Below are 15,658 nucleotides of genomic sequence, written 5' to 3' on the forward strand. Positions count from 1 at the left end.
TCAATGGTGAGCCGAGCCGTCTCGCACACTCACGACTGAGCGCTTCCTATCGAGATAAACGTCACAAAACCATCTGATCGCCAGAACAGCAAAAAGCGATTACCGAACCATGCCCTTCAACGACAATCAGTCTTTCCATCCAAAAAAATAGTGCGTTCAGGGCGCCAGAAGAAACAGCCGTTCATCCACCTTCTTATAAGTGCTGCCCTGGTCGTAACTCAACTGAACCAAGACAGAAAGTTTTTCAGCCATTACCAGCGAATCTAAAAAGCCCTTATCAAGCGCTGGCAATATATATCCAACGTAGTATTCATCGTCGGTAAGGGGCTGCGTTTCGTCACGCATCGTATTAGTCACTACCTGGCCTGTCGCTGACGATACGCCGCTTGCCTGAATTTTTAGAAGTTGCCCTTCTGCGATGAAATACCAGCTTTCCAATTTAAAGAGCATGACCGGGTCGGTGATCTCGCTTAACTTGATAGAGCCACCGCTAAGTTTCGGCCTTTCCGCCTGGATCCGCGGCCAACCACTGTCGAAGTTTCTTATTTCCAGATCATAAAACGGTGAAGCGTGAGGAACGGCTTCATCTGGCGGCAGAACCTCGTAATGAATCAAAACATGTTTCCCCACATTCATCGGTACGGCCGTACGGGGAATGTTGAATCGCCTGTCGTTGCCGATCGAGGGTGTCGTCACCACCAGCGGATCGCCAAAGCCGTCCCAGATCATGCTGACCTTGTCATCGTTGCCAATCACGGAGTCCTGCGGGATATCGATGACGGCCCCGGTCAGCACATCAGCGGCATTCACCCACCCCTTGACCACGCCCGACCCGTCGTCATCGTAAAGATTGGCCTTATCCACATTCGGTGCATACAGCTCAAGGGGGCGCCGAACCATCAGCGTCAACGGGCGCGAGCTGAACGAAGCCCCTGCCCGCGCATAGTGATAAAGCAGCTCGACAACCTTGCCGTTGTTCTCCTGTAACCAGCGGTGTTCGAGGACCAGCGTGATAATCCCGCTTTCGACCGCCGACACATCCAGCAGCGCGGTAGCGAGCAGGTTGGTGTCGCCTTGCGCATATACCGTCACCACGTCACCTGGCTGCCGGCTGTCATACAGTGGCACCTGCACGGGCAAGCCATCGGGGTGTCGTGCCGGGTCAATCGAGCCACTGTCGGCACCCGCGACAATCAGTTCGGGCAACAACGGTTCAAGGGTGTCCACTGCCGTAATGGTCTGTTCGGCGGAAGTTGATTCGGGCGTGAGCGGATCCTGTGGATCGGCGTACTGCACCTGGTACTGCATAACCCCATGACCACCGTTCTGGATCAATGTGAGTTGTGCCTTGGGCAAAGACCACTCCAGGGTTTTGCCCACGTCATCGGCGCTCAATGTCCGGCGTATCGTATGGGTCGTAGGGGTCCCTCCGGTAGCGCGATGGGCCACCCAGGTGAAAGTAAGCTCATCACCTTCGGCCATCGCCTGATAAGGCGCGGTGGAGATGAGCGCGGGGCCGGCGATGGCGCTTGGGTCCACGCACAATGCGTGAGATTCCTTCATCTGCGCCACAGGCAAGCTCAGGATACCGACGCGCTTGCCCACATAAAAAAACAGACGCCGGGACTCTTCCCCCAGCGGTCCGCCATCCGATTGCCGATAGGAGTAAAACACTTCGCCCTGATTCAGGCCGATGAGTTTGGCGTTCTCAATCACTATCGGCATTCTTGGATGACCATTCTCGTCATGTTCCAAACGGTCATCGACATCCTGGTAGTTGGTTTCATCGATCGCTTCGCCCAACGGGCTGCGCCCTCGCCAGTTGGGTTCGATCCCATGACCTATTGCAAGCCCTGGATACTGCACATAGGTCAACAAGTCGTCTGTTCCCAACACATCCAGATCAATCACGTTATCGCGACCGAGTAGCGGAATGTGGGGAGCCGGCGGGGCATCTTTTGTATTCATGGGTTTGACACCCTCGTTGAGTTTTCATGCAGCGATAAAGACGTTTTACCCCTGACCGATCGCGCCGACCACTATCAGAACTGTTAGGTTACCGGCGCTCTGCAGTCTGTTACCGTATCGACAACTCGCCGTAGCCCTCCCGTTAAAAAGCGCCGTTCATTATGGCTATCGCGGCAATGTCATGACCGACGATTATGTCGACTACAACGCTATTGCATTGCACCAAGGCGTCGAGCCCATGGGGAGCTTTAATAAATGGGTTGCAAGCAAGTCGTTATACAGATCAATAAGCCAGGCCTGTCTCGCCATCAGTCTCGGCAACACTCAGCGGCACATCGGGAATATCGAGCAAGGGCAGCGCTAGCAGTAGATGACCTTCAAGAACACCTATAACCACCGAGTCCCAGGACGCTCTGATGAACACGAAAGCCTGCGGGGCCATTTCGTCAACCTTATAGACGCCTGGGGTTTCGCTGTGCCATGAGCCGGGGCCGTTGAAGTCAATACTCCACTCAACGTGTTCGGTAATATCCCTGTTATTGGCTATGGCTCTTAAAGCGACTTCTGTCAAACCTTTCAAGCTGCCAGGGACTTGAATGGTTATCCCGGGAGTTGTCTGTGTAACCACCATGTAAACCGACGCCGTATACCCTTTATAAGTCGCCACGAGCTCATCCATCACATAGGTTTTCCCTTCGACGACTTCTTTATTCGAGACATAGGTGTAAACGCCATTATTGGATTCGATAGAACCGCTCTCCCCCGGAACCGGATTGTTGATGACCACCGTAGGCGCAGGGCTGTCCTCATCGTCCTTCAGATAGCCAAGCTTTAACGGTACACGCTCGTCTTTATCGCAAATCTGAATCAGTGGATTGATCGTCAAGCGCGAGCGGACTACCGTCACCAAGGCAGAACTGCTGAACTGGGTAACAGGGTCGGTTGCGGTGACCCGTACACGGGTGAAACGCCCCTCGATCTGACTCGCTGCCGGAGGTGTGTAGACCCCTGTATTTTCATCGATCGTACCTGCGCTGACAGCACGACGCTGCAGGTCTCCAACAGTCCATTTCAGGCCGGTTCTTTCAGGAAAAACCTCAAAAGCATAGTGCGGTGTGCCGGCGGCAATGCGGGGTTCCGGCGTGGTGATGGCGAACGTTGTTTGAGCGGGATTGATGCGACCGAACAGGCCGACATCATAAGGGGACTGTAAATTGAGCATCTGAATGGTTTCGCCGTAGTTAAGCTCGAGATTTTCCGCAATAAATCCCGACACAACGCGGCCCGTAGGGAACTGCTCTTTGATTGCACCCGCGATCATCCCCGACGCATCCGTCGCCAACAAATTAAGTAAAACTTCAGCAGCCTGTACCATTAACAGCCCCATTAAGATTAACAGCTTGCCTACTAAATCCGCTATAGGATCTACTGGATCTGCCAAACTCAACTTACGCTTAACGGCATCGCCAAACTTAAAAATATCAACACCCGACTCAGGATCTACATTGCTTTCAACATCATACCTTATTCTTTTCAACGTACCACCGGCGCCATCATCAATCAATTGGTAATACGCCGTGACGGTTAAATGGTAATACAAGCTCTTGCTCGGATATATATCTATGAGCTCTTGAAGCCCCTCATAATTAGTTGCTACGACATTCATGCTAGCTCTAACAGTCCCGGCACATAGCCACCGGACGCTGATCTGTTGCCCATGCAGCTCAACCTTCAGACGTTCACTGGCCGCCAGAAGAAATTCAGGATGAACAACCTCAAGATCCGCCCATATTGGACCCAACAGGGTGGTCATCTCCAAACGATGATTAAATGTCCCACGCGGAATCTTAATCCCCCCCCCTTTAGCCGTCACGACAATATCTCTGTTATCGTCATCAAAAACATAATCAAAATCATCGTGATCAATCATTTCCCCCAGCGATCGAACCAACTCAGCAATAACTACTCGGCCTCGCCCTACCAATACAGTGGCAGAGTAATCTCTTCCGGCGTCATTCGGGATCAAGTAACGAAAACCACTGCTCGCACCAGGAAAGGCTCCCTCATGTCTACCCTCCATGCGCACGAAGGCAAGCATCGCTCCCTCGCCCTCCTGGCCACCCCGCTGCGTGCGCAAGCCGAAAGAACGCGGTTGCATCATGGGGTTGCTGCCCCGCTTAATCGTGCCCAAGGTCCAGACACGCTGTTCATCATCCAATCGATTAAACAAGGCCTTGAAAACTCTGCCGGCCAGCTCTTGTTCGGTCTGGGTTTCGGCAAACGTCAAGCGAAAGTTATCGCTTTTGCTCAGGTCCAGGCGGATATTCCCATTGTCGGCAATTTCTCCCGACACCTCGGGCAATAACAGGTCCAGGAATAAGCTCGGCCCGTCCAGCGGGTCATAATCCAAGATGCGCGTGACATGCCACACCGTCACGTCTTTTTCGATGGAGACTTGATGACCGGCCACAACGGCCATCCGCAGATTGGCCTTCGAATTATCAAGACCGGTATCCTCGAAATACAAACGAGGTACATCCATTACAAAATCTTGAATATATTCCCGAAAACTGCCACCAATACCACCTGTTGCAATGGCTCCGGTGATGGACGGGATATAGCTGCCCAAATTGAACTTATCAATGTAGTTTTGAATCAGCAGCAGATTGGTTTTGTTGCGTTCCATGGCCACAATCGCATCCCATTTGCTCATGCGATCCTGATCCTTCATCCAGCTCAGAAGCTCTGCCAACGTATAGGTAGTTGCCATTGCCATACCCTCAAATGTCAAAATCAACGGTGAGCCGAGCCGTCTCGCACACTCACGACTGAGCGCCTCCTATCGAGATAAACGTCACAAAACCATCTGATCGCCAGAACAGCAAAAAGCGATTACCGAACCGTGTCCTTCAACGACAATCAGTCTTTCCATCAAAAAAATAGTGCGTTCAAGGCGCCATAAGCGCTAGCCCACATAAAAAACAGACGCAGGGACTCTTCCCCAACGGTTCGCCACCCTCGTTGAGTTTTCATGCAGCGATAAAGACGTTTTACCCCTGACCGATGGCGCCGACCACTATCAGAACTGTTAGGTTACTGGCGCTCTGCAGACTGTTACCGTATCGACAACTCGCCGTAGCCCTGCCGTTAAAAGGCGCCATTCATTATGGCTTTCGATGACTCATTGAGGTGTGCCCCCATGAGTGCCGATACTTCCGTTCCCTCCAACGCATTCAACTTCATGCAGTCGCTGCAAAGTGGCGTTGACCCACGTACCGGGCAATACCGGATATCCCTCGACTTACCCGAACTCAAGGGCAACGATTTGCGCGGCCCGGGGTTTTCGCTGGCATTGGCTTTCAGCGCTCTCAACACAACGGACAGCGGCTATGGCATCGGCTGGAATGTGCAGCTGTCCGAATACGATATGAACAAGCAGGTTTTATCCACGAGCACAGGCGAACGCCACACCGTGACCGCCAATGGCGTGGATGGGGAACTGCTGATGGAGACCAAAAAACTCGACAGTTTCCGATTCTTCGAATACACGCCATTTCAAGATAAGAAACAGTTCATGCTGGTGCACAAGACCGGCACCGTGGAAATTTTGCGAGAGCGCGGCATGGGTAGCGACCGCGTCGCCGTTCCGATCGAAATCTATAGCCCCCTGGGCCACAGGCTGGTCCTTGCCTATACCTCATTCAACGGACACACGCTGCTGCAATCGGTCAACGACGACGCGGGAATCCCCTTGTTGAGCGTGCGGCGCGACGCCGGCAAACTGGATCTGGATCTCTACCCCAATGTCGATGAAGCGCTCCCTGCGCGGGCGCGCTATACGATGACTTTCGACTCGGGCGAGCTGAAATATGCCCGCACCATTGCCCTGCCTGCCGATGAGTCCGGCCAACGGGGTTACTGGCGATTCGACTACGAGATCAAACATGGGCACACCGTGGTGACCAAGGTGGAAAACCCGTTGGGCGGTAGTGAACTGATCGTCTATGACAGCGAACACAGCTTCCCCGGCCCGTCAGGCCGCTACCTGCCACGTGTCAGCCGTCACGAGATTTATCCCGATGGCGCCCCTGACAACCCGGACAAGGTGCAAGTCGAATACACCTATCCGGATGATAAGAACTTCCTGGGCAACACCTTGCCGATCCAATGGGGCACCGACAACAAGGACCCGCTGATCTATCAGAGCGGTACTTACGACTACAGCACCGTGGAAACCCATTACCTGGCGGGAAAAGCTGTGCGCAGTGTCAAACGCACGTTCAACCGTTTCCACTCGCTCATACTCCAGACCACGACACAAGGTGACAACATCCAGGAAACCGAAACCGTTTACCCTTTGCGCAACGGCTCGGTGCTGGATCAACCGAATACCTATCAGTTGCCTACACAGGTGATCAATCGCTGGCGGCTTAAAAGCAACCCGACACGTCAACGCGCAGAAACAGAGACCTACACCTACGACAGCTCCGGCAATGAACTGACCCACGTTGAGGCCAGTGGCATCACCACCACCAACGTCTACTATCGCGCCTCTGGCGAAGAGGACTTCCCCGATAACCCTTATGGGTTTGTCTGCAAAGTCAAGAGCAGCACGGTGACGCCCGCACCGGACCACGAGCCGGCCCCGACCTTGCGGACCCACTACCGCTACATCGAAATACCTCCACTGGCCAGGACCCCGCTCGCGAGGCCCGTCACGCTCGACGAGCAAGTTCTGGTTCAAGTGCATGATGCCGGCACCCCCGAGGAACGAGAGGAGGCGTTGCAGAGCACCACTTACCAATACTGGACTGACCTGAACGACCCTTTACGTCATGGTCAATTGTCGCGGCAGGCTGTACGCCTCAATGGCGCCACCACCTACACTGATACTGATTACAAAAGACTCTTCGGCGTCGACTTCCCCGAACCCGCCATCCAGCTCACCACGACCTTGAGTACCGATTTCGACGGTGTCAAGAAAGTCAATATCGAGCAAACTTCGGCACTGACCGGAAAGCTCTTGTTGTTGCACTCGAGCGACATGGAAATCAGCTATGAGTACGACAAACTAGGACGGCTGGTTCGTGAAACCACGGCGCCCCGAAGCAGCGAATTCAAGGCTGTACGCACCTATCGGTATTTTCCTTCTGCCGGCGTGGGGCACTTCAGTGGGCGAGATGCCGTCAACACACGTGGAATCACCACCCGAACCCAAATTGACGGACTGGGACGCCAGATTTATGAAGAGCGCGATAATGTCAGCGAAACCAACCCCACGCGCGTCGAACAAACCTGGAAGGCTCGTTACAACGGTTTGGGCGAGCTGATCGAAGAAACCCGCTACGATTATTTTGAAGGACGCTCCTTCGCCTACACCACCACCTATGAGTATGACGACTGGGGCGAACAGTCCTGTGTCACTGGCCCTGACGGTGTGCAGGCCCACACCGAATTCAACCCCATCGGCATCGCCGTCGGTCACCCATCTCCCTGGAACGGTCTGGTGGAGACCCGCTGGCGGCAAGGCCCTCGCCACTCTCCGATGATCAGTGGCAAAAGCGAGACCCGCATCAACTCGCTGGACAAACCGGCGCAGACAGCCAGCCTCGATGCACAGGGCCAGGTGCTTGCCACCCGCACTTACCAGTACGATGGCCAGGGTAACTGCACACAAGAGGTCGACGAACTCAAACGCAAGACGCTTTACAGCTATGACCCCTGGTCCCGCATGGTCACCACCACCTTGCCGGACCAGTGTGTGGTATCACGCGAGTATGCCACCCATAGCCGCTCGGAACTGCCCACGGCACTGTGGGTGAAACCCGCCTCCGGCAGTTCACCCGCCCCCGTGTTGATCGGCACCCAGACCTTCGACGGCCTGGAACGCCTGACCGAAACCCAGACCGGCATGCGCAGCGAAACGCTCGGCTACATCGACGATCAGTTGCAACCCAACACGAGAACCACCGCCGCCGGCGCGGTGATCACCTATGAATACAAAAACTTGCAACTGACCGATCAGCCCACCGCCATTCATTCGCCCGATGCACAGAGCGCCTTTGACTACCACCCGGTCTCGGCTCGTCTGGTCAAGGCGCAGAACGAGCAAGGTTCGCGTCACTACGAATACGACATCACCAACCAGGTGCGCAGTGAGCAATGGGTCGATGAGCAGGGATTGTCCTGGGAAACCCAATACATCAGCACATCGGGCGGACAACTGCGCAAGCGCTTGGATATCAACCACCTCAACACCGTCGAAAACGTCTACGAATACGACAGCGCGGGACTCGTTACGCGCAGCGTTCAGGGTGGCCTGGAAGCGACATTCGAATACGATGCTCTCAGTCGCTTGAGCAAAACCACCAGCGTTGATACTGACGCCAATACCACACTCATCACCGAGTTGACGTATGACGATCAGGATCAGGAAATCCTGCGGACGATCACATTGCCGGGGCATTCGACACGGACCATCGAGCAGGTCTGGTATCCCGACGGGCAGCTCAAGTCACGTCATCTGCAAGTCGAGGAGGCAGGCCTTCTGAACAGCCTGCTCCTGGAGGCGTTCGACTACGACGACCGTGGCCGCTTGAGCGTCCATACCTGCTCGGGCCGGGATTTGCCCAAGGATGAAGCCGGTCGCGCCATCGAGCAACAAATGTACGTTTTCGATGACCTGGACAACATCACCCTACGAGTGAGCCAGTTTTCGGGAGGGGCCAGCGAGGTCAACGAATACTTCTACGCCGACGACGACCCCTGTCGCCTGGTCAGGATGACCCGCAGCCTCGATGGAGGCCCCACGCAGGAACAGACCTTCGACTACGACGATAATGGCAACATGCGTAACGATGAGCAGGGGCAATTGCTGCGCTACGACAGCCAGAGCCGCCTGCTGGAAGTGCGCTCCGTCAGCCAGCAACCGGTCATGCAATACCAGTACGATGGGCATGATCGCCTGATCAGTTCCCAGGAGGGTACCCAGGCGAAATCCTTGCGCCTCTACCAGGGTGACGAACTGAGCTATACCGTCCAGAGCGCCGCACAGACCCACTTCTTCACCGCCGCAGACCAGGTCCTGGGCCAACACCAACCGGGTGATCCGTCGAAAAACCTGCTGTTGTTCACCGATGCCAATGGCAGTGTACTGGGCGAATGCCAAGGTGCCGCGTTACGCGCCGCTATCTATAGCGCCTACGGCGAGCGCAGCAGCGAAGAACCGTTATTGAGCGTTCGGGCCTTCAATGGCGAGGTGCGGGAAAGTAGCAGTGGCTGGTACCTGCTGGGCAACGGTTATCGCGCCTACAACCCGGTGCTGATGCGCTTTCACAGCCCGGACTCCTTCAGCCCTTTCGGTGCCGGTGGCGTCAACCCCTACTGCTATTGCCTGGGTAACCCGATTCGCTTCAAGGACCCGACTGGCCATGTGAGTTCGGTCTCGCGCATGAAACACCCGGATGAGGATCGGGTTCCGGGCGCGTACAAACGAAGTAAAAACTGGGTCACTGTCGCTATCAGCGCCGCCGTGACTGTCGTTGCGGCAATCTTTGCTGTCATTACCTGGGTCCCCACAGGCGGTCTGAGTGGCCTGGCATTGGCTGCCGCTGTGATTGCTAACGTAGCATCAGTGACTGCCGTAGGTTTGGGGTTCGTTACTACGGTGATCAAAGCGGCAACACCCGATGATAATGAGGACGCTTTGCTGGTGGGCCAGATATTGGACTACGCGGGCATGGGAATTAGCTTGGTTGGCGCTGTCGGTGGTTACACTATAGGACGCGCTCTAGCAAACCAGACGTCTAAGTGGTCCAACGCGCTCGTCATGAGCGGGGCCGCGGAACTCCCACCTACACCCGTGCCCGTGGAAATACCCAGAGCGGTACTGAGGCGTAACCTGTCTTACTATCGCAATTCAGCCAAGGTGAGTTCGGCAGGACAAACTGCAGCGCCCCCTTCTCCTCCCGCTCCCCCTCCCTCGCCGAAGCCGCAAGCACATGGGCTTGGCAACCCGCAAAGAACTTTATTAGAGCAGATTAAAGAGGGGGTAACACTCAATAAAACCGGCGGTCCTCAGAACAGCCCCGTTGCAACTGCGCAGGACCAGCTCGCCGTCGCAGTGGCAGCAAAAAGAAAAGGAGCCAGCGTTAACGCCGCTGCTAACGCGGGAAATATGCACGGTGAAAAAACATTCGAAACAATATTGGGGGCCAGCGGAGCACCGAAACATCTGAAGAACACATTTTTGATCGAGTTGATCAATGAAAATTTGAGAATTGCGTGACTCCCCCCTCACTCACCTGAACACCAACCTGACCGAGAACACCTCGGTCTCGGTTGGTGCATGCCCCCCGAAACATTCTGTCCCACCTCCCTGACGCCCCACGTTCACAATGAGAACTCTCTCATATCCCGCCCCCCACGCCGCTTCTTAAACTTATCCAGAGAGACCTTATCGACACCGGCCAAATCGCAGTGCGCCCCGTCCGGTCTCACGCCTTGAATGCCGAGCACTGCGTCCACTGGATTCCCACCATGAAAAAAACTTCCCTCGCCCTGTGCCTTGGCCTGGCAACCAGCCTGGCAGGCACCGCGGCGCTTGCCAACACCGGTACCATCCACTTCCAAGGTGAAATCACCGCCAGTACCTGCCCCATCGAAGTCGTCAACCCAGGCGATGGCACCATCGGCAATACCGTTTACATGGGCAGTGTCGATGCCAGTCACTTCACCCAGGTCGGGGATGAACTGCTGGGCAAGGACTTTGTCCTGCGCGTCAAAGGCGGCTCAGGCTGTGTGATCGCCCCTGGCCAAACCGCCACCACGACCTTCAACGGCGCCGCCGACAGCAGCGGCGACTACTTTGCCGTTGCCCCGACACCGGGCCATGCGATGGGCGTATCCATCGCGATCCGCGACAAGTCAGGCGCCGCCATCGCACCCGGCACCAGCTCCGTCGCGTACAACCTGGTCGCCGGCGGCGAAACCGACATGCTCTTCCATGCCCGTTATCGCTCGACCGCTGCCACGGTAACGCCGGGACCTGCCTCGGCGCACATCATGTTCCTTGTGAACATCATCTGATTTCCGCCCGCGCACGCCATGAGTTGCCGGCTTGTAAGCCGGATTCCCCATGGCGCAAGCGCACTGCACCTCAGGCGCAGTCCCGCGCCTGATCCACCGGTACTTTTCTATGTTCACGTTCATCAAGCAGCCTGGGGCCGCGCGGTCAATTCTAGGTGCCTGCGCGGCACTGTCGATCTTGTTTTTCCAGAGTGCCCAGAGTCAGGCGGCGCTGAGCCTGAGCGGCACCCGCGTGGTGTTCGACAGTGACAAACGCAGTGTTTCGCTGATCATCGCCAACCCCAGCGAGAATATTTTTGCCGTTCAAACCTGGGTCAACACCGCTGCCGACGACACCACCACCGCCGTCCCCTTCATGCCGTCACCCACGTTGTTCCGGCTCAACCCCGGCAAGGAGCAACAAGTGCAGATCAATGCACTCCCCAACACCTTGCCGACGGACCGTGAATCGCTGTTCTATTTCAACGTCCAGGAAATTCCCCAGGCCGATACCAGCCACGCCAACGCCCTGAATATCGCCCTGCGCACCCGGATCAAACTGTTCTATCGCCCCAGCCAAATCAAGGACAACCCGCAAGCCCGCCTCAAGGATCTGCTGTGGTCGATTGAGCAGGTCAACGGCTCGGCGCAGTTGGTGGTCTACAACCCAACCCCCTTCCATGTCTCATTCAGCCGGCTTGAAGTCAGCGACCAGCGCCAATCCGAAGAACTGAATAACCCGGCCATGTCGGCACCGCTGCAACGCCAGACATTTGCCTTGGGCCGGATCAAACCGACAGCCGGCTTGCAGGTCACTTTCGCCACAGTCAATGACTACGGCGCTTTCAGCGCGCCTTTGACCGCCCCCGTGCAGCTCCCTTCAACACTGTGACGCCATGCGCTCTCGGACACTTTTAATGACTCGACTCTTGAAACGCTCGGGTATCGGCGGCGAAGCACGCCTGGCTCACTGGGTCGCCCTGGGTGCCAGTACGGCACTGCTCGATATCACACCCGCACTGGCCGATGCGACGGTTGAATTCCAATCCGGTTTCCTGCGCCAGCATCCGGAATACACCCGCGATGCCGGGGCATTGGCACTCAGTGCGCTGGGCCAAAGTCAGGACCTTGGACCAGGGCGCTATCGGGTCGAACTTCAAATCAACCGGCGCTCCTTTGGCCTGCGTGAGCTCGACTTCAGCCTCAGCCCCGAGGGCGACCTGCTGCCCTGCCTATCGTCCGATTTGCTTCAAGAGTTGGGCGTACGTCTCGACGGCCTGGCCGACAACCAAGCGCTGAACACCGACTGCATCGACCTGGCCAGCGTAATCCCCGGGGCCAATATCGAATTCGAAGGCGCCAAGCTGTGGTTGTCACTCTCGGTTCCCCAGATCGCCATGCGCAGGAATCAGTCAGGTTATGCCGACCCCGAGCGCTGGGATCACGGAATCAACGCGGCCTTTATCAATTACCAGGTGTCGGCGCAGCAGAGCAATCATCAACAAGGCGGCTCCAGCCAGAGTGATGACCTGTACCTCAACAGTGGGCTGAATCTGGGCGCCTGGCGTTTGCGCAGCAACCAGACGTTACGCCGCAACGAACAGAACCAACGCGAGTGGAGCAGCGCCTATACCTATGCCCAGCGCGATCTTCCCGGCTTGCAAGCCAATCTGACCCTGGGTGAAACCTTTACCCGGGGCGATGTGTTCAGGAGCCTGCCCATCAAGGGCGCAATCATTGCCTCGGACCCAGACATGCTGCCCGATGCCCTTCAGGGGTATGCCCCTGTCATACGAGGCGTGGCCCAGACGCGGGCCAAGCTCGAAGTCCTGCAAAACGGTTACCCGATCTACTCCACCTATGTCAGCCCCGGCGCTTATGAAATCGATGATCTCACTACCGTGGGCGGCAGCGGTGAACTGGAAATCGTATTAACCGAAGCCGATGGCCAGGTTCATCGCTACACGCAGCCTTACGCCACACTCAGCAATCTTTTGCGCGAAGGTCTCTGGCGTTACAGCACGACAGTCGGGCATTACAACGCCATCAGCGAGGGTGACCACCCTCTGCTCTGGCAAGGTACGCTGGCCTGGGGGCTCGGCTGGAGCACGACGTTATATGGCGGCGCGATGGGCAGCGACTTTTATCGGGCCGTCACATTGGGGGCCTCCCGGGACTTGGGTGCGCTGGGCGCCCTGGCCTTGGACCTGAGTCACTCCGATACGCAGGCAAGCCAGGACGTGCAAGGCAAGAGTTACTCGGTCAAATACGGCAAATCATTCCAAAGCGGGACCCAGCTGCGTTTCGCTGGCTATCGCTATTCCACCGAGGGTTACCGCGATTTCGACGAAGCTGTGCGCGACCGCGAGCACGACGTCCGTTTTTTCGGCAGCCGACGCAGCCGTCTCGAAGCGGCAATCAACCAGAAAATCGGGAAACACAGCTCCGTCAACCTGACGTTCTCGCACCAGGATTACTGGCAAACGAATAACACCCAACGCCAGTTCCAGTTCAACTTCAATACCCAACACAAAGGCGTGACCTATAACGTCTATGCCTTGCAATCGCTCAGAGATAACGACAAACGCAACATGAGCGAGCAGCGCCAAATGGGGTTGAGCGTATCATTGCCGCTGGACTTCATGCCTTCGAGCACTGCCACGTTCGACGTACAGAACAACGCCGGACGCCATAGCCAGAGGGCCAGCCTGAGTGGTAACAGTCTTGAGAACCGGCTCAACTATCGAACCAGCATCAGCCACGACTCGCAACAGCGACAGTCAGCCGAGTTGGCTTTAGGTTATCAAGGGACCACTGGCAGCGTCGGCGCCGGGATCACTCAAAGCAGCCACTACCGCACGACCTCACTGAACGCCAGCGGCGCATTGCTGCTTCATGCCGATGGTATTGAAGCCGGCCCGTACCTGGGAGAAACGCTGGCCTTGGTTGAAGTACCGGATATCCCCGGTGTGGGAGTCAAGAACGCGACAGGCGTGAAAACCAACGCCCAAGGCTTCGCGCTGGTCCCTTACCTGCGGCCCTATCGAATGAACCAGGTGTCCCTGCAAACGGATGATTTGGGGCCTGAAATCGAGATCGACAATGGCACAGCGCAAGTCGTCCCACGCCGCGGGGCCGTGGTCAAGACCACCTTCACCGCGCGTACCATCAATCGCCTGCTGATCAGCGGGCAGACGGCTAACGGCCAGGCCCTGCCTTTCGGGGCTCAGGTCAGCGATGCCCAGGGCACTGTTCTGGGTACCGTGGGCCAGGCCGGCCAGGTATTGCTCTCTGTAGGGCCCGAGCCACAACAACTTAACGTGCGCTGGGCACCGGGCGACGCCCCTCAATGCCGGCTGGACGTCAATCCGCAGACGATGGAGCAGGTGCAGGGCTACCGCATTCAGGCGCTGACATGCCATTGACACGCGCCACCCAGCCACTGGCAAACAGCCTATTGTCATGCCCGATCCCACAGGAAACACCATGAAACAATCGACACGACTGCTGCTGACATCCCTGGTGCTGGTCACCGGCAGCCCGACTTCATCCGCATTCGCCGCCGCCGATACTTGCTGGTGGGAGGCCGGAAGTGGCCCCCTGAATTTCCAGCCTCAATTGGGCACGCTTTATGTCCCTCGGGACGCTGCCGTAGGAAGTGTCATCGGCACCTTGAACAAACACACCTTCACCAGCGGCGGTGGTTCGCAACTGGACTGCAGCGTCGATACCCCCGGCACCATCCTCAACTTCCAGGCCCAGCCAACCGCCCCGCTGTTCGCCGGCCAGTTGCCGCCGGTTGACGGGTTCGATGTGAACGGCAAGGTATTCAACACCAATGTTCCCGGCGTGGGCGCCTTGATCCGCCTGGATTTTCCCTTCGATGGCAGCGGCAACAACACCTTCATCCCCATCGGCGGACCGACCTATCGCCCGATCGTGCCCTTCGATGGCTATCAGGACCAGATCACCACGTTCATACGCTTTACACTGCGCAACCTGCGGACCTACACCACCCTGATCAAAACCGGCCCCATTCCGACCGGTCCCAACCCACTGGATGGCCGCGAACTGTTCAGCGGGACCTTTACCGGCGTCGGCAAAGGGTTCGGCGTAGGCCCCGTGGGCACGGTGATTCAGGCTCATTGCGGCATCTCGGGCAACCCGGTAAGCGTCAATCCAGTGCCACTAGGGACCTGGGACACCTCCGAGTTCACAGGCCCCGGCTTCGGCACAACCCTTGCGCCTTTTACCATCACGCTCAGCGCCTGCGAAGCCGACCCGTCAGATGGCAATATCGCCGTCGCAACGATCAAGCTCGATGGTGTTCTGGGGTCCGTCCCCGTCGATGAAAACAACGGCGTTTTCAGCCTGACCGCAGACTCTGGAGCATCGGGCGTAGGTGTTCAGATACTCAGGGGCGACGGCCTGACCCCTGTCGCACTGGGTATGGAGGTTCCCCTGGTGCCCATTACATCCGGCACGACGGTGCTGGACTTCAACGCACGCTTCTACCAGTTAGCGCCTCACGTCGGTCCCGGTGTGGCCAAAGGCGCGTTGAACTTCACCATGACCTACAAATGAGCGCGAGGCGCATCGCTGAAACGGTAATACCTCATGCTCA

The 15,658-nt window shown here is 56.8% G+C and carries 7 protein-coding genes; 5 read left to right on the plus strand and 2 right to left on the minus strand.

Annotation, left to right across the window (positions count from 1 at the left end; genetic code table 11):
* Positions 1 to 156: 156 nt before the first annotated feature.
* Entirely contained in the window at positions 157 to 1,968 is a 1,812-nt protein-coding gene (locus BM300_RS08045; protein WP_139232345.1) for a hypothetical protein, read from the minus strand.
* Positions 1,969 to 2,251: 283 nt separating this feature from the next.
* Complete coding sequence (locus BM300_RS08055) at positions 2,252 to 4,738, minus strand: hypothetical protein (protein ID WP_256575807.1); 2,487 nt, start codon at positions 4,736 to 4,738, stop codon at positions 2,252 to 2,254.
* Between the two features lie 429 nt (positions 4,739 to 5,167).
* Between BM300_RS08055 and BM300_RS08060 the strand changes: the two genes are divergently transcribed.
* From BM300_RS08060 to BM300_RS08080, 5 genes are all read left to right on the plus strand, one after another.
* Positions 5,168 to 10,255, plus strand: a complete 5,088-nt coding sequence (locus BM300_RS08060) for an RHS repeat-associated core domain-containing protein (RefSeq protein WP_170862031.1) — start codon at positions 5,168 to 5,170, stop codon at positions 10,253 to 10,255.
* Between the two features lie 251 nt (positions 10,256 to 10,506).
* Positions 10,507 to 11,055 carry a fimbrial protein gene (locus BM300_RS08065; RefSeq protein ID WP_063320906.1) on the plus strand — a complete coding sequence of 183 codons (549 nt, stop codon included), beginning with the start codon at positions 10,507 to 10,509 and terminating at the stop codon, positions 11,053 to 11,055.
* A 109-nt stretch (positions 11,056 to 11,164) separates the two neighbouring features.
* The gene (locus tag BM300_RS08070) at positions 11,165 to 11,926 is read left to right on the plus strand and encodes a fimbrial biogenesis chaperone (RefSeq protein WP_072348824.1); all 762 of its coding nucleotides are present in this window, start codon (positions 11,165 to 11,167) and stop codon (positions 11,924 to 11,926) included.
* Between the two features lie 25 nt (positions 11,927 to 11,951).
* Entirely contained in the window at positions 11,952 to 14,459 is a 2,508-nt protein-coding gene (locus tag BM300_RS08075) for a fimbria/pilus outer membrane usher protein (RefSeq protein ID WP_092462493.1), read from the plus strand.
* A 61-nt stretch (positions 14,460 to 14,520) separates the two neighbouring features.
* Positions 14,521 to 15,618 carry a fimbrial protein gene (locus BM300_RS08080; protein WP_170862032.1) on the plus strand — a complete coding sequence of 366 codons (1,098 nt, stop codon included), beginning with the start codon at positions 14,521 to 14,523 and terminating at the stop codon, positions 15,616 to 15,618.
* Positions 15,619 to 15,658: the final 40 nt, after the last annotated feature.

The organism is Pseudomonas sp. NFACC46-3 (genome assembly GCF_900114515.1).
In the GTDB taxonomy this organism is placed as follows: Bacteria; Pseudomonadota; Gammaproteobacteria; order Pseudomonadales; family Pseudomonadaceae; genus Aquipseudomonas; species Aquipseudomonas fluorescens_Q.

Excerpts from the sequence above, each read along its gene's own strand:
- BM300_RS08045 (WP_139232345.1), bottom strand. The coding sequence starts at position 1,968 with ATGAATACAAAAGATGCCCCGCCGGCTCCCCACATTCCGCTACTCGGT.
- BM300_RS08055 (WP_256575807.1), bottom strand. The coding sequence starts at position 4,738 with ATGGCAACTACCTATACGTTGGCAGAGCTTCTGAGCTGGATGAAGGAT.
- BM300_RS08060 (WP_170862031.1), top strand. The coding sequence starts at position 5,168 with ATGAGTGCCGATACTTCCGTTCCCTCCAACGCATTCAACTTCATGCAG.
- BM300_RS08065 (WP_063320906.1), top strand. The coding sequence starts at position 10,507 with ATGAAAAAAACTTCCCTCGCCCTGTGCCTTGGCCTGGCAACCAGCCTG.
- BM300_RS08070 (WP_072348824.1), top strand. The coding sequence starts at position 11,165 with ATGTTCACGTTCATCAAGCAGCCTGGGGCCGCGCGGTCAATTCTAGGT.
- BM300_RS08075 (WP_092462493.1), top strand. The coding sequence starts at position 11,952 with ATGACTCGACTCTTGAAACGCTCGGGTATCGGCGGCGAAGCACGCCTG.
- BM300_RS08080 (WP_170862032.1), top strand. The coding sequence starts at position 14,521 with ATGAAACAATCGACACGACTGCTGCTGACATCCCTGGTGCTGGTCACC.